General features: G+C 44.1%; 19 protein-coding genes and 2 tRNA genes. 18 read left to right on the top strand and 3 right to left on the bottom strand.

Going from position 1 to position 21,818, the window contains the following annotated elements; genetic code table 11:
* The first annotated feature begins 911 nt into the window (after positions 1 to 911).
* From F6K52_RS00320 to F6K52_RS00300, 5 genes are all read left to right on the top strand, one after another.
* Positions 912 to 1,082 (top strand): hypothetical protein, encoded by a 171-nt coding sequence (locus F6K52_RS00320; protein ID WP_293072479.1) that lies wholly within the window; start codon positions 912 to 914, stop codon positions 1,080 to 1,082.
* A gap of 299 nt (positions 1,083 to 1,381) precedes the next feature.
* Positions 1,382 to 2,038, top strand: a complete 657-nt coding sequence (gene folE, locus F6K52_RS00315) for a GTP cyclohydrolase I FolE (protein WP_293072478.1) — start codon at positions 1,382 to 1,384, stop codon at positions 2,036 to 2,038.
* An 86-nt stretch (positions 2,039 to 2,124) separates the two neighbouring features.
* A complete protein-coding gene (locus F6K52_RS00310) occupies positions 2,125 to 2,892 on the top strand; it encodes a GTP-binding protein (RefSeq protein WP_293072477.1) in 768 nt (255 codons plus the stop codon).
* The gene (locus F6K52_RS00305) at positions 2,889 to 3,704 is read left to right on the top strand and encodes a metallophosphoesterase family protein (RefSeq protein ID WP_293072476.1); all 816 of its coding nucleotides are present in this window, start codon (positions 2,889 to 2,891) and stop codon (positions 3,702 to 3,704) included. Before F6K52_RS00310 ends, F6K52_RS00305 begins: the two co-directional genes overlap by 4 nt.
* A gap of 33 nt (positions 3,705 to 3,737) precedes the next feature.
* On the top strand, positions 3,738 to 4,460 hold the full coding sequence (locus F6K52_RS00300; protein ID WP_293072475.1) for a metallophosphoesterase family protein: 723 nt from the start codon (positions 3,738 to 3,740) through the stop codon (positions 4,458 to 4,460).
* Positions 4,461 to 4,557: 97 nt separating this feature from the next.
* On the opposite strand, the gene F6K52_RS00295 is transcribed toward F6K52_RS00300, so the two are convergent.
* Positions 4,558 to 5,385, bottom strand: a complete 828-nt coding sequence (locus tag F6K52_RS00295) for an SDR family oxidoreductase (RefSeq protein WP_293072474.1) — start codon at positions 5,383 to 5,385, stop codon at positions 4,558 to 4,560.
* Between the two features lie 248 nt (positions 5,386 to 5,633).
* Between F6K52_RS00295 and F6K52_RS00290 the strand changes: the two genes are divergently transcribed.
* The 11 genes from F6K52_RS00290 (at position 5,634) to F6K52_RS00240 (ending at position 16,978) form a co-directional block, all read left to right on the top strand.
* Positions 5,634 to 5,834 carry a hypothetical protein gene (locus F6K52_RS00290; RefSeq protein WP_293072473.1) on the top strand — a complete coding sequence of 67 codons (201 nt, stop codon included), beginning with the start codon at positions 5,634 to 5,636 and terminating at the stop codon, positions 5,832 to 5,834.
* Positions 5,835 to 6,319: 485 nt separating this feature from the next.
* Positions 6,320 to 6,391 (top strand) — tRNA-Ile (locus F6K52_RS00285).
* Positions 6,392 to 6,847: 456 nt separating this feature from the next.
* Positions 6,848 to 6,920: transfer RNA gene (locus tag F6K52_RS00280), tRNA-Tyr, on the top strand.
* A gap of 536 nt (positions 6,921 to 7,456) precedes the next feature.
* Positions 7,457 to 7,603: a hypothetical protein gene (locus F6K52_RS00275; RefSeq protein WP_293072472.1), complete on the top strand. Its 147-nt coding sequence runs from the start codon at positions 7,457 to 7,459 to the stop codon at positions 7,601 to 7,603.
* A gap of 135 nt (positions 7,604 to 7,738) precedes the next feature.
* Entirely contained in the window at positions 7,739 to 9,172 is a 1,434-nt protein-coding gene (locus tag F6K52_RS00270) for a vWA domain-containing protein (RefSeq protein ID WP_293072471.1), read from the top strand.
* Between the two features lie 806 nt (positions 9,173 to 9,978).
* Entirely contained in the window at positions 9,979 to 10,734 is a 756-nt protein-coding gene (locus F6K52_RS00265; protein ID WP_364415402.1) for a phosphoadenylyl-sulfate reductase, read from the top strand.
* A gap of 178 nt (positions 10,735 to 10,912) precedes the next feature.
* A complete protein-coding gene (locus F6K52_RS00260; RefSeq protein WP_293072469.1) occupies positions 10,913 to 11,248 on the top strand; it encodes a hypothetical protein in 336 nt (111 codons plus the stop codon).
* A gap of 191 nt (positions 11,249 to 11,439) precedes the next feature.
* Positions 11,440 to 12,687, top strand: a complete 1,248-nt coding sequence (locus F6K52_RS00255) for an NAD-dependent epimerase/dehydratase family protein (RefSeq protein WP_293072468.1) — start codon at positions 11,440 to 11,442, stop codon at positions 12,685 to 12,687.
* Between the two features lie 215 nt (positions 12,688 to 12,902).
* Positions 12,903 to 13,721: a Uma2 family endonuclease gene (locus tag F6K52_RS00250; RefSeq protein ID WP_293072467.1), complete on the top strand. Its 819-nt coding sequence runs from the start codon at positions 12,903 to 12,905 to the stop codon at positions 13,719 to 13,721.
* 432 nt (positions 13,722 to 14,153) lie between these two features.
* The gene (locus F6K52_RS00245; RefSeq protein ID WP_293072466.1) at positions 14,154 to 15,275 is read left to right on the top strand and encodes an NAD(P)/FAD-dependent oxidoreductase; all 1,122 of its coding nucleotides are present in this window, start codon (positions 14,154 to 14,156) and stop codon (positions 15,273 to 15,275) included.
* An 8-nt stretch (positions 15,276 to 15,283) separates the two neighbouring features.
* Positions 15,284 to 16,978 carry a nucleoside recognition domain-containing protein gene (locus F6K52_RS00240; RefSeq protein WP_293072464.1) on the top strand — a complete coding sequence of 565 codons (1,695 nt, stop codon included), beginning with the start codon at positions 15,284 to 15,286 and terminating at the stop codon, positions 16,976 to 16,978.
* A gap of 298 nt (positions 16,979 to 17,276) precedes the next feature.
* Here the strand turns inward: F6K52_RS00240 and F6K52_RS00235 are convergent, their stop codons facing one another.
* Together F6K52_RS00235 and F6K52_RS00230 are read right to left on the bottom strand one after the other, a co-directional pair.
* Positions 17,277 to 18,710, bottom strand: coding sequence for a mechanosensitive ion channel domain-containing protein (locus tag F6K52_RS00235; protein WP_293072462.1), 1,434 nt, complete (start codon positions 18,708 to 18,710; stop codon positions 17,277 to 17,279).
* Positions 18,711 to 18,837: 127 nt separating this feature from the next.
* Complete coding sequence (locus tag F6K52_RS00230; RefSeq protein WP_293072460.1) at positions 18,838 to 19,374, bottom strand: zinc ABC transporter substrate-binding protein; 537 nt, start codon at positions 19,372 to 19,374, stop codon at positions 18,838 to 18,840.
* Positions 19,375 to 19,722: 348 nt separating this feature from the next.
* Between F6K52_RS00230 and F6K52_RS00225 the strand changes: the two genes are divergently transcribed.
* On the top strand, positions 19,723 to 20,442 hold the full coding sequence (locus F6K52_RS00225; RefSeq protein WP_293072458.1) for a metal ABC transporter ATP-binding protein: 720 nt from the start codon (positions 19,723 to 19,725) through the stop codon (positions 20,440 to 20,442).
* Between the two features lie 41 nt (positions 20,443 to 20,483).
* The gene (locus tag F6K52_RS00220; protein WP_293072456.1) at positions 20,484 to 21,338 is read left to right on the top strand and encodes a metal ABC transporter permease; all 855 of its coding nucleotides are present in this window, start codon (positions 20,484 to 20,486) and stop codon (positions 21,336 to 21,338) included.
* Positions 21,339 to 21,818 lie beyond the last annotated feature (480 nt).

The following is a 21,818-nucleotide window of genomic DNA, read 5'->3' as shown; positions in this document are numbered from 1 at the left end:
TGGGCTGCAGTGAGCAGATGTTACTCTTTTGAGATCTACTTTTTTGAGATCTATCTATTTTTGAGATCTATCTATTTTTTGAGATCTAATTATGAGTATTTATTTCTAATAATCCTATTATAACTAAATCTTATAAAAACTGCTGGACGGTTTGACAAACTTGTTTAATATTTTTAATACTAATTTAATATTTTTAATAATTTAATAATCAGAGCTTTGATGAAACACTCTATCATTGTCTAATTAGCTATTGATCCATCAAGACAGGGCATAAGGAACTTGAGATCAGGGAACTTGGCATGGGTTGGGAATACGCCATAAGGAACTTGGGATCAGGGAACTTGGCATGGGTTGGGAATACGCCATAGGGAATACGCTATAGGGAATACGCCAAAAATCCTGTTTATCTCATTAATATGAGAAGCGCTCAATGAAATACTGACAAATTTCCACAAATGCCTAAAATTCGAGATCCTGTCACTTGTCTCTGGCAAAGAAAACTCGAGTAATGTGATGCTCCAAAAGAGCCGCTGCGCGTTTGACCTGCTTGTCACGCGGGGCGCGTTTGACCTGCTTGTCACGCGGGGCGCGTTTGACCTACGGTCACGGGGGGCGCGTTTGACCTACGGTCACGGGGGGCGCGTTTGACCTGCTTGTCACGCGGGGCGCGACGGAACTAGGGTTGAGATTCCCGACTTTTCCAACCAGCCAGGAATCTTCCCAAACTCATTTATCCAAAACTTTTGAAACCCTTCAGGCTCAGAATCCAGAAAATCCAGAAAATCCAGAAAATCCTAAGACTCATCGGAATCATCCAGGAAAATCGTCCAGGGTAAGCTCATCTAATTTGGTATAAATTGTAACTGAAAAAAAACAGTCAACCTATTTTTAGCTATGCAGAGTTGCGACCCGTGATTGCTCGCCATCACGGAAAACGCACCATTACGGTCTTGGGGAGGCAGCGCCGACCTGCGGGGGTCTCCCCCATGAGCGACTGCATGGCTGACAGTGAAGTTCGGAAAAACTCCGGTCAAAACCAGTACATTAGTCCTATTGACTCCGAGATTTTGGCTTGCTTTTAGCAAGAAAAACAACAGAAGTCGTTGCGTTCCCGTAGCGTCGGCAAAGCCGCATCGCAATTAACAGCTGATTCGTAACGTAAATCTTAAAAAGTCTGAAAGCCTTGGTATGATTGTCTTTTGGTTATTAAATAGTTCAGTTTTTCTATTGTAGCGCAAGCCTTATCCTACAAGGTTTAGTGCGAATTTACGAATCAGCTAGTCTTTATCGGTTATCATTATAGATGCCGATAAACTTCGCCAAAAGTTAAATAACTGCTTGGCTACTTCTGTTACTGTTTAATTTCATCTAATTCAAATACATGACCTTAGGTAAGTCCGAACCCAACCAGATTGATAAAATTGATCGCAAATTACCAAAACTAAATACCACCCAACAACCTCTCGTTTCTGAAGAAGAGATGCGCCAAGCGGTACGGACTTTACTGTTAGGATTGGGAGAAAACCCAGACCGCGAAGGCTTGAAAGATACTCCTAAAAGAGTGGTCAAAGCCTTAAAATTTCTGACTTCTGGCTATCATCAATCTTTAGACGAACTCCTCAACGGGGCAGTATTTCACGAAAATACCAATGAAATGGTCTTAGTTCGGGACATTGACCTATTTAGCTCCTGCGAACACCATATCTTACCTATTCTTGGTCACGCTCACGTCGCTTATATTCCCGACGGTAAGGTAATCGGACTGTCAAAAATTGCTCGTATTTGTGAAATGTACGGACGACGTTTGCAAGTACAGGAAAGATTAACTGCCCAAATTGCCGATGCCCTTCAAGGATTATTAAAACCAAAAGGGGTGGCGGTAGTAGTGGAAGCAAGCCATATGTGTATGGTAATGCGAGGAGTCCAAAAACCCGGTTCTTGGACTGCCACTAGTGCGGTTAGAGGTGTATTTGCAGATGATCCAAAAACCCGTCAGGAGTTTATGAGTTTAATTCACTACAAACCTTCAATGCATTAATTAATTCGCTTGTCAGCATGAGAGATGGGTATAAAGCTCATCTCTTTTTTTGATACAATGATTATCGTCATCAAAAAAAACTGCTTATGATTATTGCTGTCGCCAGTCCGACCGGTGGCGGTAAAACCCACTGGATTGGTCAACAAATAGCCCAAACCAATAAACCTGTAGGTTATTTCAGTCCTAAAACCGATTCCGTACCCATTGATGCCATATATCTCCAAAGTGAATACCCTCAACTAAAACTTTATCAGACAGGGGAAGAAGCGGAATTAGACAAAACCATTACTTATCTAGAGATTCCCTGGTATTTGGATTTAGCCGGAATTGAACCTTTACTGCAAACTTTTAACGCCCATCGAGTAGCCATAATCCCCGGCGATACAGATAGTAAAGAGTTAAATTCTTGGGCGGATGAAGTTATTCCAGGAAATAACATCACTAAGCCAACCACAGCTTTGCAGATTCATCGGGGGGTTTTGACGGGGGAAATTTTAGATTTTGATAGTTTAGCTACTTTTTGGCTGGAACTTACTCAAGGTGCTTACGGTGAGGTAGCTCGGGTAAAAGGACTTTTCGACCTAGTGGATGGACAAATTTATTATGGTGACTTCATACTAGGGGAATCCGAATTAGCATTTGAACCTTTAAAATTACCCCGTTGGTTAAATGGTAAACCAGATCGTTTTAGTGGTTTTGAAATAGTAGGTAGTAATTTAAATAAAGCTGAAATTGTTCAAACTGTCCAAGATTGCTGTCTTCCCGAATCGGCAATTAATTATTACCAACAACAAGTAAAAGAGTCTTTAGAAAGTGAACCAGAAGAAAGTGAACCAGAGGTAGACGTGGTATGAAAATAGCAGTGATATCTTGTATCCATGGTAATTATGCAGCTTTAGATGCAGTTTTACTGGATATTGACCAGCAAAAAGCAGAAAAGATTTATTGTCTGGGGGATTTAGTGGGTTATGGTCCCTATCCTAATGCAGTGGTGGAACAAATTCGTTCTTTAGATATTCCCACTGTACAGGGTTGTTGGGATGAAGATATTGTAGAAGGACTAAATGCTTGTGAATGTAGTTATCCTTCCCTGTTGGCGGAAAAAAGAGGTAAAATCGCCCACGAATGGACAAATAAGCACGTCAATCCCGAAGTTAGGGAATATTTAGCCCAACTACCCCATACCTACAAAGAAGATAATCTCTGTTTCGTACATGGTAGTCCTAATAGCAACCACGAATATTTGTTACCCGAAATGGATGCTTTCACTGCTTTAGAAAGAGTTCTCTCCAGCGATGCAGATATATTATTTTGCGGACATACCCACTTTCCCTATGTCCGCACCCTAGATTCTGGACAATTACAGGTTAAAGTTCGTCAACCCAGTATAAACGAACAACCAACCATAAGTTTTAATACTCCCCTGAAGCAAATTATCAATGTCGGTTCGGTAGGGGAACCCCGTCATGGTCGTCCCAATGCTACCTATGTTATCTATGACACGGAAACACAAGCAGTAGACTTGCGGGAAGTGGAGTATGACTATCAAACAACCTGCGCTGCCATCTTAGATGCTGGTTTACCACCGATTTTCGCTTGGCGTTTGGCTAGAGGTTTGGAATTTGCTGAAAAAGCCGACGATCCGACTCATGTGTGTGAGAGGTAAATTAAATTACTTAAATATTTAAATTGAAAATCAATGTGGGCAATTTTAAGCGGAATTGAAGGAAATATCGCAGCTTACGAAGCAGTGTTGGCAGATATCAAACGCCAGCGCTTTAAGGTGGAAGCATTGTATATTCTGGGGGATATCGTAGGAGCTAACCAAGATAGCGAACAAGTAATTAAACGAATTCAGAATCCTTTACCTGGAGAATTAGAACCCCAAGTATGCGTCGGCTGGTGGGAAGAACAATGCTTTACTTTACACGGTTTGGGTTCGACACCAGAACCGACAGAATTAATCGAGCGCTTTGGTAAAGAAACTGCTAAACTTCTTTGGGATTCGGTATCTCGCGAAACCGTACAGTGGTTACGCAACTGTCATTTTGGCTTCTTTGAATTAGATTGTTTGTTAATTCACGGTAGCATGGTTAGCGTCAGCGATGAGTTAACCCCCGAAACCGCACCCTGGCAAATGTTAGACCGCTTGCAAAGAGTCCAGGCAAATCATCTCTTTTGTGGTCGTTCGGGTCAAGTATTTGAATATCAACTACAAGGAGGTTCGGTAAATAGTTCGGTGATGACTTTAGATCGCCAGCAACCCATGCAAACTATTACTGCTCCCAAAAGAAGAGTTGTTGGTGTAGGAAATGTAGGCAAAGAACCAGGAAAGGCTACTTATACCCTTTATAGTCCAAATACCGATTTTCTAGAGTTTAAAACAGTTTTTTATGGCAAGAAAAAGGGTTATGGTAATTAGTTTCAGGTTGGTAAAGGTATGGCTAAGTGCATGCAACAGGTAGTCAGAGACAACTTTCTGGAAAAGGCGTTGCTGATAATTGCTAGATTAAAAAATATTATTGCTGAATAGGTGACGGCTTAGCAGCTACCTTGATTTTAAATTTTGAAATCAGCAATGAGAGCAACCAAGGCATGTGACGTTTGATTAGGACAATCAGCTTGCCGTAGTTTGTTATTACCTGTTCCCGTTGTCGTCGGGAAATAGCTTTAACAATTTGTTGGGCAGTTTCCTCCGCAGAAATCATAAGCCTGGGGGAAATAGGATCCTCCCAGTCTGAATGCCAAATTCCCTGATTGTCTAGCTGACGAATTTCAGTAGCAACGTACCCTGGACAAATGTGTGTGACCGACACGCCATGGGGAGCCAACTCCTGAGACAACGACTCACACAAAGCCCGCATAGCAAATTTGCTCATACTATAGGGAGAATCGCCACTCAAGGCAACGTAACTTTTGACGCTACTAATGATGACCAGTCTTCCTTTAGTTTTCTTGAGGTCATCTAAGGTCGCGTAGATGGTACTCAGTACCCCAAAAACATTTGTTTCCCAAAGACGTCGATAGTCATTCACCCTGAGGTTTTCGACATTACCCTTCAAAGACCAGCCAGCATTAGCAACAACGATATCAATTTTGCCGAATTTACTACGGGCAAAGCTTGCCGCTTGATCAAGCTCACCATCCTTCGTGACATCACAGGGGATAGCAAGTACACGTTGACCGTTGGGATCAATTTGTGACGCTATGGCTTCTAATCGTTCTGCTCGCCGAGCTAGGAGTACCACATTGGCTCCTTCACGGGCTAATTCTTGAGCAAGAGCTGCTCCAATGCCAGAGGAAGCTCCTGTGATTAGTGCCACTTGATCCTTAAAGTTGCTCATCATATTGCTTGCTTAAAGTTAATTTCAATATTGTGAGCTCGCGAACAATCTAACCATATCAGCCCCAAGTTACCGTCCCTAGTATAAGGTCTAATGAATCTCCCCGCTTTCAAGGGTTAAAGATGTCAAACACCTCAGTTGTCCCTAAGTCCTAAAAAATTTTGTGCCAAGGACTTGACACATTTGTAATATGTATGTAGTATAAAAGTAAGGTTAAAGAGAAAACATCGCGCTACAAGGAGGGATGCCCAATGATTCATGTTCGGTTTGAAGGTCGTTCCTACGACATTGCTGAAGGTCAGCTGGGTATAGCCAAAAGTATGAACGATATCGTTGTTAAACAGCAACTCGCGAAGTACTTTGATGTAGCCCCAGAGCGCTTTACCTCTTATGTCATTGACCGCACTACCAACCGCAATCTGATTATCAGACCTGAAGCGGTTTATGGTTAAGGTTTATGGTTATAAGGTGTTAGGTTAAACCTTTTGTCCTGTGCCCTAATCTCAAGAAGCCTACACACAGATAACGATCCTAAGGTAGCGAACTCGGGTAACCGAGGAGCGCGAGCACTAAGCCATTGTCTTACAGAGATTTGGCGTGCGTGTCCACTGCTGAGCCATGCTTGGTGAGGACGGTCGTAAGTTGCTATAAAGCTTTTGTTAACTTGCACAGGAGCAATTGTTCCAAATTTCCCCCCGCGCCCTAACTGCTGAAGCTTACATACTACCGATCTACTCATCGGAAGGTTATAGGTTCGAATCCTATCAGCGGCGCTATTTGCCGTTGTAGCTCAAATGGATAGAGCATCATTTTATTAAAAGCTTTACTGACTTGCGCGGGCACCCCAATTCTAGTGCAATTAGAGTGGTTTTACTGGCATAACCAAACAATTTCAAAAATTCACTGAGTCACCTTCGCGCCCTGACCCGGAAAGCTTTCATACTAGCCAAATGGAAAAGGCTCTTGACTTATCATCGAGAATATACGGGTTCAAATCCCGTGTGTGATACAACAGCTTTCTGAACTTGCGCGATTGATTCAACCTTCTAGGAATAATTTCTAAATTATGGTACAGAGTGATAAAAGTACTGGTTAAAGAACTATTATAAGTTCCTATCAATTTTGTATTAACTTGCACAGAAGCAAGTGTTACAAATTTCCTCCCGCGCCCTAACTGCTGAAGCTTACATACTACCGATATACTAATCGGAGCGATGCAGCGCGGTCTTGGGGGTTCCCCCCATGAGCGACTGCATCAAGACAAGGTTATAGGTTCGAATCCTATCAACGGCGCTATTTGCCGTTGTAGCTCAAATGGATAGAGCATCATATTGTAAAAAGCTTTACTCACTTGCGCGGGCACCCCAATTCTAGAGGTTTTCACTAGCATAAATAAATAACTTTCAAATTAAACGTGTAAGGTAAAAATTGAATCACCTTCGCGCCCTGACCCGGAAAGCTTTAGTACATACTAGCCAAACGGTAAGGCAAGAGGACTGTAAATCCTTTATATGCGGGTTCGAATCCCGTGTGTGAAACAACAGCTTTCTGAACTTGCGCGATTGATTCAACTTTCTAGGAATAATTTACAAATCATGCTACAGAGTGATAAAAGTACTGGTTAAAGGACGATTGTAAGTTACTATAAATCTTTCGTTAACTTGCACAAGAGCAATTGTTTTAAATTTACCCCCGCGCCCTAACCGCTGAAGCTTACATACTACCGATCTGCTAATCGGAAGGTTATAGGTTCGAATCCTATCAGCGGCGCTATTTGCCGCTGTAGCTCAAATGGATAGAGCATCATTTTATTAAAAGCTTTACTGACTTGCGCGGGCACCCCAATTCTAGTGCAATTAGAGTGGTTTTACTGGCATAACTAAACAATTTAAAAATTCACTGAGTCACTTTCGCGCCCTGACCCGGAAAGCTTTCATACTCGCCAAATGGTAAGGCACTTGATTCTGTTCAAGTATATACGGGTTCAAATCCCGTGTGTGAAAAAACGGCTTTCTGAACTTGCGCGAAGCGATGCAGCGCCTTCATGCGGGGGTTTCCACGGGGCTGGAGAGCGATGCAGCGCGGTCTTGGGGGTTTCCCCCATGAGCGACTGCATCAAGACAGGTGCGGACGCAGGTTCCGCACACAAACCCAAAACCATGAGCGACTGCATCAAGACAAGGTAATTCAAAACACTGCTAATAAATCGTGGCTTAGTTGATGTATTTTAGGTAAATTTTTATTAATTATTCAACCTTCAACCTTTAACTAAATAACCCAATAACCTAACAACCAAACAACCAAATAACTTATAGATTTATCAAGAAATTACATAGGACCATAGGAGGTGAATCCTATGAAAACTGAAGAGCGTGACCTGCGTTTAGAATTACTAAACAGTTTATTAACTACACCCCATCGTAAGCTGGAGCAAGTGACAGAATTGCACCAACTGATGGTAGAACTTGACCCAATTTTTTACGGTCACTTAGCTGTTTGGTACGAAAATCACGGGGATGTCCGTGACCACAAAGAAGTGTTTCTAGGTCATTTGTTGACTAGCAATTTGACTGAACACCGAGATGCTGGCTTTGTGATGCTGCAAAAATTCCCACCCTACCAGGTGGCACGAGTAGTGGATTTCATGAAGCAGCAGCGCAATAAGGTGCCTCGTTCGGCTCGGACAGCAGTGCGGCGCTACCTTAAAACACGGGAAAAGACTCCAGCCTTGTTTGACCGAGCAGCATTGCGGGGTCGAAAGGCGATGAAGCATCTCTATGCTAGTTTACATATTAAGCCTAGCCCTAGAGCAGATGCAGTCTTATTTAAGGATCATCCTCCAGAAGGTTCTTTAGCTTGGATACTCAAGCAGTTAGCGAAAACTGAAACTGCTGCTGAACAGGCGCAATTGATTGTTGAACATAAGATTCCTTACACCATCGCCATTGGTGCTGTGCGCTCTGTCACTCCTACGGTTTTGGTAGCACTAATTAATTCCATGACACCCCAAGAGGTAATTAATAATCTTAAATCCCTCCAAGGGCGGGGTGCGATGGAACACCCACAGGTCAAGGAGTTGATTGAAGCAAAGCTAGAACAGGCACAGAAAAGCGATCGCGTTTCTGCGTTCAAGGCACAAGTTGCTGCTGAGGCTGCTCAGTTAGATACTCAAACTCTTGCTAAGTTAGAGCAAGTTACCAATGAGCAAGTAAAGCGCAAAGGTACCATTACCAAGCCCACTGCTCTACTAGTGGACAAGTCCGGTTCAATGGACAAAGCCATTGAAGTTGGTAAGCGGCTGGCAGCCCTAATCTCTGGTATTACTGAAGCTGAGCTGTTTGTCTATGCCTTCGATAATATGCCTTACCCAGTTAAAGCTCAAGGAAAAGAGTTGAGTGACTGGGAACATGCCTTCCGGCACATCAAGGCAGGGGGTGGGACTAGCATTGGTTGTGGTTTAGAAGTAATGCGCTCTCGGAAGCAGGCAGTTGACCAGATTATCTTGGTTACCGATGAAGGTGAAAACACAAGACCTTACTTTGCTGACGCTTACAAGACCTACTCTCGTGAATTGGGATTGATGCCCAATGTGATTATTGTCCGAGTTGGTTACTCCTACGACTGGGTAGAAACTAAACTAAAGCAGGAAGACGTGCCAGTAGAAACCTTTACCTTTGCTGGAGATTACTATTCTCTACCAAACCTGGTTCCACTGATGACTCGTCCATCACGGCTAGACTTATTGATGGAGATTTTGGATACACCACTACCGGTGCGAAATGATAAATAGTCGTGATCACGACTATTTGTGACCAAGTAGTTGTAATCATAAATAGTCGTGACCTTGGCTTAAAATAAGCAGGAAAGGATTACTATGACGCTAGTTAAAACACCCTATTTAAAGCAAGTTAGTGGTTGGCCAAAAACTGGTCGTCATATCCTAGCTCAGTTTGATGATACCCCTGCTTGAATTTGCTCCATAGCCTAGGTTCAGCGAAGAAATACGCNGCGAACAGTGGTCAGCCGTCAGCTAATCAACGGGAGGTAGTAAACAAGGTTACGGGCTGGTACCGCTGGTTGAAAATTCCTGCTCGTTTTGATCATCTGACCCCTTGCAGTGAAAGCGCCTGGTAGTTGATAGTTTATAGCACCGATCGCGCTACGCCTATTAGCTGATAGCTGACGGCTGCATGCTCACATACAAAAGGAAAATACCTATCAATTCCATTTAATTGTGCTACAGATGGTTGGGATTGGAAAAGGAGAATGGGGAAGGGAGAACCTCAAAGGGCAACACAGAAAGGAATATATTTATTATCCTTTAACCTTTCACCACACTTTTGCACCAGACATTTATAGCGGTTTATAATTAGCGGGGGTTGCAAAGCGCTATAAGTCTTTTAACTCAGATGTACTTCAGCCATGGAAACGCTATATATACGCTATCTATATATAATAATTTCTGAACTATCGTGGAACTTCCCTTGGGTTGGATGACATGAGCTCAAAGCTGAAGGCTGACGATGGATAACGGTATCGATGGTGTCGTATAATCAGCAAGTCCAACCACTTTTGTCATATAGTAAGGAGATGTTCATGTTTGAACTGGATGTTGCTTATTTGGAATCCGAATACGCCCACAAGAGTCCTCAGGAAATCCTGAAACTGGCTCTTGACAAATTTGACAACATCGCGATCTCTTTCAGTGGTGCGGAGGATGTGGTTCTTGTGGATATGGCATCCAAGATTAAGCCAGATGTGAAAGTGTTCTCCCTCGACACGGGTCGCTTGCACTCCGAGACTTACCAACTACTTGAGAAAGTCAGACAGCACTATGGAATTGCACTAGAGGTGATTCTACCGGACGCGGATGCAGTGGAAGCACTGGTTAAACAAAAGGGGTTGTTCAGTTTCTACCAGGATGGTCACAAAGAGTGCTGTGGTATTCGCAAAGTGGCTCCCTTGCGTCGCCAACTGGCTAAGCTGGATGCTTGGATTACAGGTCAGCGAAAGGATCAGAGTCCTAGTACTCGCGCTAATATCCCTGTTGTCCAGGTAGACCAGGCGTTCTCAACCCAAGAACGAACCCTGATTAAATTTAACCCCTTAGCTAACTGGAGTTCTGAACAGGTGTGGAAATACATCCGCACTAATGATGTGCCTTACAATCAATTGCACGCTAAAGGTTTCGTTAGCATTGGCTGCGAACCCTGTACCCGCCCAACTCTCCCCAATCAGCATGAACGGGAAGGTCGCTGGTGGTGGGAAGGGCAGAAAGAAAAAGAGTGTGGCTTACACAACACTACAGAACAGGGAATGACGAAGAAGGAACACCAAACAGTAAGGGTTTGAGCAACCCTCACGGAAATTAACAGACTAGGTAAAAAATTTCAGTTCAGGTACTTAAGCATTGCGGCACAATCAAGCTTGTTGCGGTTGAAATCCTAATTTTTAGGTAGAAGTGGGGAGTGGGTTGTGATATTTTCTTTATTACGCTTTTGAAAAACAACTCAGTATTGAATACTACAGAATGAAAATCACTTTAGTTAAAAAAATCAACAAGGACGGTAATTTCTGTCGCAAGTGCGTCAATGTGGTAGAAAAACTTGAAAAAAAAGGACTGATGGGTCACATAGACCAGATTGTGGTGGCTGATGAGCGTGAGCCATCTAGCGAAGGACTAGATCTAGCTATAAAGCACGGGGTAGAAGCAGCCCCTTTCTTCATTGTTGATCATGAGGACGGATCGACCCAAGTCTATAGCACTTATGTTCGTTTCTTCAAGGAAATCCTGAATCAGAAGACTTCTGAAAGGGAGGAGGTATCGGAAATTATGGATCGATACCCTGAACTAGATTTCATCTAAAAAACTGATTGCTGTAATCGTAACACTAAGGTGATTAGGTGATGTTAGCGTAGCTCGACTAAGTCCGGTGATGGAAATATATCGGTTCTCGATTGGTTCTCGGTTAATTCCCAAAGCCTGATGCTATAGTCGCAGCTCGCTGACGATTAAAGCAAAAAAGACCATGTAAGGAAACAACCAGGAGATTGATCATGAAAAAAGTTGTAGTTTTAGGCGGTGACGGATTTTGTGGTTGGCCCACAGCTCTCCATCTATCTGATACTGGTCATGACATTGTAATTGTTGATAACTTGTCACGACGCAACATTGATAATGAGTTGGAAGTGACTTCTTTAACTCCTTACCAGCCCATGTCCACTCGTTTGAAGACATGGAGTGAGGTTTCTGGCAAACAAATCCAGTTCTATAACTTTAATGTAGCCAAAGACTATGATCGCTTACTCAATCTATTGCTAACCTATCAACCGGATGTGGTGATTCATTTTGCCGAACAGCGGGCTGCACCTTATTCGATGAAGTCATCTAGCCATAAGCGCTACACGGTAGATAATAACTTGAATGCGACCAATAATCTGCTAGCTGCGATTGTGGAGTCGGGTTTGGATATACATGTGGTTCATTTAGGAACCATGGGAGTCTATGGTTATGGTACTGCTGGAATGAAGATTCCGGAAGGGTATTTAGATATCCAAGTGACTACGGATGAGGGGAAAATGATACAGCAGCAGATCTTGTACCCAGCCAATCCGGGCAGTATCTATCACATGACCAAAACTCAGGACCAGCTGTTTTTCTCTTACTACAACAAGAATGATGGGGTGCGCATCACTGACCTGCATCAGGGGATTGTTTGGGGAACTCAGACCAAGCAGACAAAGCTGGATGAACGGCTAATTAATCGCTTTGATTACGATGGAGACTATGGTACGGTTCTCAATCGGTTCCTGATGCAGTCAGCGATTGGTCATCCATTGACAGTACATGGAACAGGGGGTCAAACCAGGGCATTTATCCATATTCAAGATACGGTGCGGTGTATAGAGTTAGCGATCGCAAATCCTCCGGCTTCTGGAGACAGGGTGAAAATCTTGAATCAGATGACGGAAACCCATCGGGTACGGGATTTGGCCAAGATTGTCTCTGATATCACTGGGGCGGAAATTTCCTATCTAGAGAACCCGAGAAACGAATCAGCGGAAAATGAACTGGCTGTGGAGAATAAATGCTTCTTGGAAATGGGTCTGGAACCAACCACCTTGGTTAAGGGTCTGATGCAAGAGGTAATCGAGATTGCCTCTAAATATGTCGATCGTTGCGATCGCTCGAAGATTGTCTGTACATCACTGTGGCGGCAGAAGGGAAATGGAGTGAGTATGGCCGCAGAAATTCCTGATCAAACCACATCCAACAAAACGGCGGTGGGTGTAGGTGCCAATTAAGAATTAGGTAGCGCGTAAGTGGGAGCACATTATACCTTGAGCGGTCAGCTTCTGCTGGCCTTACAACTAATAGCTGATCACAAGGACAGCATGGGCTTAGCACCATTACCACCATTACTGACCGCTCAACGTATCTGAAACTCTGGCAATCTTAATAAGTTAATCAGTAGTGAAACCTCTTGCTACCCTAAAACTAGTTGATCCGATTGCCTGTTATGTATCAAACTGACCCCCCTCGTCCGGCCAAGGAAACCCTGCCGACAATGTATGATCTCCCTAGTGAAGATCCAGAGGAACCAGGCTTGCCAGACGAGTTTCATGATTTTCAACCTCAGCTATTACGGGAGACGTTCTCTCCACCGAGTTACCCAAGGGATCAGATCTTTGTGGGGACTGACTTGAATCTGTACTATGATGTTCGTCATCCTCAATGGTACAAGCGACCGGATTGGTTTGGAGTAGTTGGGGTGTCTCGGTTTTATGAACAGCGAGACTTACGATTGAGTTATGTGATGTGGCAGGAAGGGGTCAGTCCATTTATCGTAGTGGAGTTGCTCTCTCCAACGACGGAATCAGAAGATTTAGGGCAAACCCTACGGGATATCGATCAACCGCCGACTAAGTGGGAGGTTTATGAACGTATTCTTCGTATTCCTTATTATGTGGTGTTTAGCCGATACACCAATGAGTTAAGAATTTTTGAGTTGAAAGGGTTAAACTATCAACAAGTAAGCTTGGACACCGACAGATTCTGGCTGCCAGAATTAGGGCTGGGCCTAGGAGTATGGTCTGGGTCATACCAAGAGGTGAATGGACGATGGTTACGCTGGTATGATGAATTAGGGAACTGGATTCCCACAGGCTCTGAACAGGCTCAACAGGCTCAGGATCAGTTGCAGCAGACTCAGCAACAGTTGCAGCAAGCTGAGCAAGAAGCTCAACGGGAACGCCAGGAAAAAGAAATGGCTCAACAGCAGGCAGCGAGATTAGCAGAACGTCTGCGACAGCTGGGGATTGATCCCGAAGAGGTTTAAAAGGTGTCGTTAGCAGCAGAATAGAAAACGCGATGCTAGGTACGAGCCGCTAGGCGAACGCATATAGCAATACCCGTCTCATATCAAATCCTGTTCCCAAACTACCCTTATCTGCATAGCCATAGATTCCTGGAATACAAAGATTTGGTCGATTTTTATAAAAGGGTTTTGACAAACGGATTTGATATAAGTCCACTTATACGCTTAGTTCAGTTCTGGAGTATTTAGTTTGATTATTATAATAATACGAGAGCGCGTTGTTTTTTGTCCATTTGCTCTCGCAACGCCCTATAGCCACGTAAGGAGTTTAGCGGTGGGAGGATGTCAATCATGGTTTACCACTTCCTCACCAATATTGTTTGTTAGAAAGCTAGCTTTTTTTTATATAATGATTATAATTGTCATAAAGTATCTATTCGAGATTGTCTGCTGGTGAACAAAACTAACCATCGTTTTGAAGTTGTAATTGTGGGGGCTGGGGCTGCTGGAATTGGCTGTGCAGTAGTCTTAAAAGATTTAGGAATTGAAAACTTTGTAATTTTAGAACGACATCAAGTAGGGGCTTCTTTTAGGCGTTGGCCTGAAGAAATGCGATTCATTACGCCGTCGTTTCCCAGTCATGGTTTTGGCTTGCTGGATCTCAACGCAGTAGTTTTAAATACTTCTCCTGCCCTCAGTTTCAGAAAAGAACATCTTTCGGGGAAAGAATATGCCCTATATTTGGAGACTGTAGCAGAGCATTTTAAACTACCTATAAAAACCGAGACAAATGTGAAAACTATTGCAGCTTTACCTCAAGGCAAAGGCTTTGTCTTGGAAACTTCTAAAGGCGAGTTGCGTTCGCAGTTTGTGATTTGGGCAGCAGGAGAGTTTCAATATCCCAATCTTAATCCGTTCCCAGGAGCAGAATTCTGCATTCATAATTCCAAAATACGTTCTTGGACAGAGCTTAAGGGGAAAGAATTTGTAGTTGTGGGAGGCTATGAAAGCGGTGTAGATGCAGCGTCAAATTTGGCAGCATTAGGGAAAAAAGTAAAGTTAATCGATCGCCAGAGTAGCTGGTTAAACTTAGACTCAGATCCTAGTGTTTCTCTGTCTCCTTATAGTCTAAAACGTTTAGAAATAGCTTATTCTATGGGTCGGGTCGAACTAATTGGAGAACAGCACATTGAAGCAGTCAAAGCAGTAAAAAAAGGATTTGTGGTGGAGAGCGAGTACGAACAGTGGTTTAGTTCCACACCACCAATTCTCTGTACGGGATTTAACAGCAGTTTAAAACAAATCGCATCTCTATTTGACTGGTCAAATGGCTATGCAGCCCTGACTGAAGAAGATGAGTCTACCATAACTCCAGGATTATTTGTCGTGGGTCCTTCGGTGCGTCACGGAAAGTTGATTTTTTGCTTTATTTACAAATTTCGGCAGCGATTTGCTGTAGTCGGTAATGCGATCGCTCAAAGTCTGGGAATCGATACAACGACCTTGGAAGCCTATCGCCGAGAAGGTTTGTTTCTAGATGACCTTTCTTGCTGTAATAACGATTGTGTTTGTTGAAAAGTAAAGTGAATATTTTTACGCCGTCAAAATTAGAGCGCGATTGTATTGTGGTTATTGGTAAAGAGAGTACGGGCAAGTCCCAACTAATTGCTTCTCTTACAGGACAGACTGCCCATAGTGCCAATTTTCGCGGTTCTACAGTGACTTGTGACACTTATCAATCTGAAGCCTATACCTTTATCGATACTCCTGGAATTCTCTATCGTTCCGACAGCGTAACTACTAAGAAAGCTTTAAGACAGCTACAAGAAAATGACACCGTGCTATTGATAGTCAAGGGAACCGAAGTAGATCGAGATTTAGCAGATCTACTACCTTTAGTAGCAGATAAAAGGGGCATTGTGGTGATTACTTTCTGGGATAAGGTATTCTCGACGGTTCATAACGGACATCTCACGGGTCTGGGGCAACCCCAGACCCCGTGTCCTCCTCAACAAGTGGTTCGGGAATGGAGGGAAACTTCTAGCCTGAGCATTGTCACTGTAGATGCCCGCCACATTACTACAGAACAAAAAGACCATATTTTTGCTTCTCTGCAAGAACCTCATCCTTTTCCCGCCCAATGGATTCCTACAAGGGCTGGCTGGTATATAGAACCCCAACCAACGCTGTTAGAACATCCTCGACTAGGCTGGTTATTGGCGATCGCTTTATTACTTATTCCTGCGATTATTGCTGTCTGGGGTGCTAACTCCTTTGCGACCTTAGCAGATCCTATAGTACAAAGTGCGATCGCTCCTGTTATTAAACCTTTATCCCAACTCCCAATCTGGTTAAGAGAAATACTGATAGGTCAGTATGGACTGATAACTATGAGTCCGTTGCTGTTTATTTGGGCGATGCCCACAGTAATTCTCTATGCCATATTCTTGGGCGCATATAAAGCTAGTGGCTTAATAGAACGAATTACCATTGCTCTCAATCCTTTACTCCGTCCGTTTGGGTTATCGGGACGGGATTTAGTACGAGTAATTATGGGTATGGGGTGTAATGTTCCTGCGGTGATTAGCACCCGTGCCTGTTCTAGTTGTTCTAGGGGAACTTGTATTTCCGCGATCGCTTTTGGTTCGGCTTGTTCTTATCAGTTTGGCGCAACTTTAGGGGTCTTTAGTGCTGCTAAGTTACCTTACTTGATAATTCCTTACCTGCTGTATCTAACCGCAACCACCTTGATATATACCTACATCATTTCTTCCCCTACAGCTAAATCGAATCAGAATCCCCTAGTAATCGAAGGAAGAGCATTTTTAGAATTTCCTGATTCGTCAGTAATTTGGCGCGAAGCTAAGTCAACTATTAATCAATTTTTGTTCAATGCAATTCCCATATTTTTAGTTATTACCGTTATTGCTTCTTTGTTGAATTGGTTAGGAACTATCGCAGCTTTAGCTAATATTATTAACCCTTTGATGGGATTGTTTAATTTACCCACTGAAGCCTCATTGCCTATTATTTTAGCTTCTATTCGCAAAGATGGACTGCTATTATTTGCCGAACCAGAAACCTTGGCTATGTTAACTCCATTGCAGGTTTTGACTGGGGTGTATCTAGCAGGAGTATTGCTACCTTGTTTAGTTACTCTGTTAACTATTACGCGAGAACAGTCTCTTCGATTTGCTTTATTGCTGTTAAGTAGACAGGCGATCACTGCGATATTTTTTTCTCTATTACTTGCTTGGGGAGGATTATTAATCAAGTAATAAGTAATGGGCGATCGGTAGTTTCGGGACGAAAACGTACGGTAATACCACTTGAGCTGCTCTAAGAATCCTTTAAACCCTGATTAATCCCAAATTCGGTTATAATATACTCAATACAAAATCATAATGTCAAATGCCCAAAAAAGATTATTTAGCTGACAATGGTTAACTTATGACTAACTTTTATAAGCTTTTATAAACCGGATTTGGTATCAGTTATTAACTTGAAAATTACCCGATAAGTTGTTTGTCACTATTAGTCCTTGGCCTGATATCAAGTTCCCTATTCCCTTAACTATCAATTATTATCTGAAGTATTGTTGATTTGAACATTCCTGTGACTAGTACCATTGTGACTAGTACCATTGTGACTAGTACCATTGTGACTAGTACCATGGGATTGTCTGGCCATCCACTGAGTCAATTCCTGAGATAGCTGAGTTAGGGACTCAATTAACTGGTGTGAAACGTCTACAGGAAAATTACCAGAACGGACGTGCAAATCTAGCTTAGGAAAGGGAATATCAACATGGTAATGACGTAGTATTTCTTCAATCAGAAAGTAAAGCTCACTTTTGATTTGGAACTGCTTGGGAGGGTCTTCAATCCAAACCAACAACTCAAACTTGAGGGCATTTTCTCCAAATCCAGTAAAAAATACATTAGGGGCAGGTTGATCTAAGATTTCTGGATGTTGAGAAGCTGCCTCAATCAGAGCACTACGTACTTTAATTGGATCTGAACCATAGGCCACGCCTACGGGTAATTTTAATCGGGATACTGGATTATTGTGAGTCCAGTTGACCACTTCAGCTTCAAGAAAGCGAGAATTGGGGATAATGATTGAGACTTGATCCAACGTCAGGATTTCTGTACTCCGAATACCGATATTTTCTACTGTTCCCATCAGTTCCCCAACATTCACAAAGTCCCCTACTTGGATCGGACGCTCAAAAATGAGTACCAAACCGCTGACACATTCTTTAGCAATTCCCTGGATTCCCAAGCCAATGCCCACACCCAAGACTCCGACAAATACAGCTAGAGAACTAAAGTCGATTCCCCACAACTGCAATAGGACAATAACACCGATAAAGAGTATGGCATAATGGATAATCAGGGCAATAGTCTCCTGCGCAGGGCGGCTGAGATTGGTGAGGCGAAGAATCCGCGATCGCAAAACTTTTTTTACTGCCTTGGCTAGGAGTATCAGAGCAGCAAATAACCCAATCAAGCTTAATAAGCCTAAGACAGAATAGGGTTTATCTCCCACCCAAATGATTTCCCACGTTAAGCTTTGAACAAATGTGTCGTTAAGTTGGCGGCTCAACTGGCGAGTTTGGGGAAATAGGTTACTAGTATAAATCAGGGTAAATACTAGGATAGTGAGCCGGAAAAGGAGTATGAGAGTCCCGCCTGCAATTTCAGCACGTAAGGCAGGTTGGCGACGGTGTCGATGGGTTGACTTAGTTAGCTTTTTGTGAAACAGCCATTTAATCCGGTGATCCCACAGCGAGCCTACTCCCCAACTAGACATGATTCCCCATAAGCTACATCCAACGGATAAGAATACCGCTTGCAGGATATAGTCCTGGGTACGTTCGAGAAAAGCCCGTTTCATGGCATTCTGTAGCAGTCTTTGCCAAAATTGGGCTTGTTCCTTGGGACTTCTTCCGGTTACAGTATCATTGGTGGTTACTGATAGCAAGTAGCTACCATTTACCTTGATCACTGGTAAATTGTCAGTGCCAGCGATTTCTACGTCTATGGTTGTTGGTGCTGTCTCGATGATTTGCTTGAGGGTATCACTGGCGTAATCAGCCCGTTGTTGAGCAGTTAATGAACCAGCCGGTGCTACCTCAAACAGCGATAATCAGGGTTTGCTCGATTTCCTCTACCATGCGGATGCCGTTTTCAACGTCATGCCAAATGTGGGGATCGGGTTCCATTTCCCCTTCTTCCTCCACTTCAATAATGTCCTGGACTGCTTCTTCGTGTACCGCCAGTTTGGGGGCTGCGGTGGTGCTAGCTTCCGCCATCTCAATAATCGACGGCTCAAAGTTCATCCCCGCGTAGAACACGGCATCCGCCACCTCGATCGCCCGTCGGTCAGACGGCCTAGCTTGATATGTGTGCGGGTCTTGTTCATAGTCGATCAGACAGTTGGGTTCCAACACCCCCTTCGCAATTTGCTCCACCATGCTGCAGAGAACGCTGTAGGAGGCGACGACCTTCGGAGTACCGCCATCGGCATTGGCGATTTCATCGGCATTTCTCCCTTCCCTCTGGGTGGTGATCGTCTCGGCAGTGCCGCCACCAGCCGCCAAGCCAACTACAACGGCTATTGCCGCAAAAGTGCCTGCAAAACGAGCCTTTGACTGAAATAAAAAACCCATTAAAGTCTCCTGAATAAGTATATAGAGTATTAGATAGTATATAGTCCAGAAAAAATCTCATTAAGCCCAGAACCTGACCGTGGCAAACAAACCCTGTCTGCATCGGTAACAGCAGGTTGTCGCAACTGAGCAGACTGAAAAATTCAGTCGCTCCCCTTGGCAACCCTCCGGAAGTCTTATCTAGCAGCATCATGCAGCCATTCGACAACTCTCAATTCCCCAGTTGAGGGGGAAGTGTATAATTTTGAGATATATTTGCAACATTATACTATTATCATAACTATTATACATATATCATTTTTTTCATTTTTTTTTCATTTTCTATTCACTTTTTTCTGGAGGCAGACTATGCTGATCGTTCAAGATTTGTCCGTGAGGTATCGCAGTTTCACGGCGCTCAACAATGTGAGTTGTACCTTTGACACTGGCGAGTTAGTGGCCATTCTTGGCCCAAACGGGGCGGGTAAAAGCACCATGGTCAAGGCCATGCTGGGGCTGATTCAGTCGGCTACGGGTACCGCCCTGCTGAAAGGGAAACCTCTGACACAGCAGCTTTCCCAGGTTGCCTACGTGCCCCAACGATCGCAAATTGATTGGGACTATCCCGTCACTGTCTGGAATGTTGCCATGATGGGCCGTACCCTGCAAACTGGGCTGTTTCGTCGGCCTAGTAGGCAATCTCGCGAGCTAGTGAAGGCGGCGCTACAGCGGGTGGGGATGTATGAGTACCGCGATCGCAGCATCAGCGACCTATCCGGCGGGCAGCAGCAGCGGGTCTTTTTAGCCCGCGCCCTGGCTAAAGAAGCCGAACTCCTGATTCTGGATGAACCCTTCAATGGAGTGGATAAGAAAACGGAATCCATTATGTTCGACATTTTTAACGAGCTGAAAGCCCACGCCAAAATCTTGCTTATCATCAGCCATGATCTCAGCGAAACCCTGGATAATTACGATCAGCTGTTATTGCTGAACAAGCACGTTGTCGCCCAAGGCCCGCGCCACGAAGTCATGACAGAAGATAACCTGGTGACTGCCTATGAAGGACCCGTACTATTCGTCACCGCCTAACCTTTACACCATCGGAATTGATAAATCAAAAGGAGAATTTCTTGAACGTACTACTTGAACCGCTCAACTTTGAATTCATGCGCAATGCTATGATTATGGGAATTTTTCTGGGCATTTTGTGCGCTGTCGTGGGCAGCTACATGATCGTGCAGCAGATGAGCATGATGGCGGACATGATTGCTCACTCTGTCATGGCCGGTTTGCCGCTGGCCGTGTTTCTGAAGTTGCCCCTGTCGGTGGGGGCGCTGGTGGCGGGGGTGCTGAGTGCCGTCGTGCTGTCGGGCATTGAGTCCCAATCCCGGCTCAAGCTGGATGCCGTAATGGCATTGATCTTTTCATTGTTTTTAGCGACTGGCACAACACTGGTAACGGTGCTGCCAGGAGCCGACCGTATCGATGTGATTCACATTTTGTTTGGCAATATCCTGGGGGTCAACCAGAGCGATCTGAAGCTGACCTTCGGCATCACGTTAATCATTGTGCTTGGCGTCTGGCTGTTTTACAAAGAACTTTTGTTTTACACCTTTGACCCCATTGGGTCTCAGGCCAGTGGCATGAGGGTGCGCTGGTATTACCTCGGCATAGTCACTGCCATTAGCCTGACGGTGGTTGCCAGTCTGCAAACCGTAGGAGTTTTACTGTTGATGGGCATGCTGGTCGCACCTGGAATGACGGCTTATATGCTGGTCAAAGAGCTGCACCACATGATGATTTTGGGCAGCTGTCTGGGGGCATTTGCCAGTATTGCCGGGATGTATTTGAGCTACTACCTGGATATTCCTTCGGGGTCTGCCATCGTTCTAGTAGCTTTTGGGCTTTTTCTGCTGGCGTTCCTGTTCAGTCCATCCCATGGGATTTTAACGAAATCCGGCTTTGTTAAAGACATCAAGCAATAAATTTATCGTAACTGCTAACATCGCAAAACCCTCGTGAAATTATGACAGTACCGACGAATCCTGTCTGTGTTAGGCCACTATGCATATTCTAGCACATTACTTGAAAGCCGTCGTTCGCGTAGCGTGGCCAAAGGCCAACGTTCGCGTAGCGTGGCCAAAGGCCAAGGACGGGGCTTGAAACCCATCTTTTTGGTCATCTCACTCAGTTGCGCGGTGCGATAGTTTGTAGCACAAATTCGACCACATTGGGGGTTAGCGGAGAATCATTCAAAACCCATTTTGTCGGACGGTCTCGCCTTGCGCCGTTCCTGAATGCCTGCTTAGCGGCTCCTGACACTGTAATGCGGGCCCCATCACTTTATGATAGCTCACATCAAGGAAGTTGTCGATAATTATTCTCCAACCACAGAGGTTGTATTGTTGCTGGAGTATGAGCGATCAAGTGACGTTCTTTTAGTTGAAAAACTGACCCATTACACC

The sequence above is a fragment of the Moorena sp. SIO3H5 genome, from assembly GCF_010692395.1.
GTDB lineage: Bacteria > Cyanobacteriota > Cyanobacteriia > Cyanobacteriales > Coleofasciculaceae > Moorena.
This window is presented reverse-complemented; position numbering and strand designations above follow the sequence as displayed.

Excerpts from the sequence above, each read along its gene's own strand:
- folE (WP_293072478.1), top strand. The coding sequence starts at position 1,382 with ATGACCTTAGGTAAGTCCGAACCCAACCAGATTGATAAAATTGATCGC.
- F6K52_RS00255 (WP_293072468.1), top strand. The coding sequence starts at position 11,440 with ATGAAAAAAGTTGTAGTTTTAGGCGGTGACGGATTTTGTGGTTGGCCC.
- F6K52_RS00250 (WP_293072467.1), top strand. The coding sequence starts at position 12,903 with ATGTATCAAACTGACCCCCCTCGTCCGGCCAAGGAAACCCTGCCGACA.
- F6K52_RS00270 (WP_293072471.1), top strand. The coding sequence starts at position 7,739 with ATGAAAACTGAAGAGCGTGACCTGCGTTTAGAATTACTAAACAGTTTA.
- F6K52_RS00295 (WP_293072474.1), bottom strand. The coding sequence starts at position 5,385 with ATGATGAGCAACTTTAAGGATCAAGTGGCACTAATCACAGGAGCTTCC.
- F6K52_RS00275 (WP_293072472.1), top strand. The coding sequence starts at position 7,457 with ATGCAGCGCGGTCTTGGGGGTTTCCCCCATGAGCGACTGCATCAAGAC.
- F6K52_RS00305 (WP_293072476.1), top strand. The coding sequence starts at position 2,889 with ATGAAAATAGCAGTGATATCTTGTATCCATGGTAATTATGCAGCTTTA.
- F6K52_RS00265 (WP_364415402.1), top strand. The coding sequence starts at position 9,979 with ATGTTTGAACTGGATGTTGCTTATTTGGAATCCGAATACGCCCACAAG.
- F6K52_RS00260 (WP_293072469.1), top strand. The coding sequence starts at position 10,913 with ATGAAAATCACTTTAGTTAAAAAAATCAACAAGGACGGTAATTTCTGT.
- F6K52_RS00225 (WP_293072458.1), top strand. The coding sequence starts at position 19,723 with ATGCTGATCGTTCAAGATTTGTCCGTGAGGTATCGCAGTTTCACGGCG.
- F6K52_RS00290 (WP_293072473.1), top strand. The coding sequence starts at position 5,634 with ATGATTCATGTTCGGTTTGAAGGTCGTTCCTACGACATTGCTGAAGGT.
- F6K52_RS00230 (WP_293072460.1), bottom strand. The coding sequence starts at position 19,374 with ATGGGTTTTTTATTTCAGTCAAAGGCTCGTTTTGCAGGCACTTTTGCG.
- F6K52_RS00310 (WP_293072477.1), top strand. The coding sequence starts at position 2,125 with ATGATTATTGCTGTCGCCAGTCCGACCGGTGGCGGTAAAACCCACTGG.
- F6K52_RS00300 (WP_293072475.1), top strand. The coding sequence starts at position 3,738 with ATGTGGGCAATTTTAAGCGGAATTGAAGGAAATATCGCAGCTTACGAA.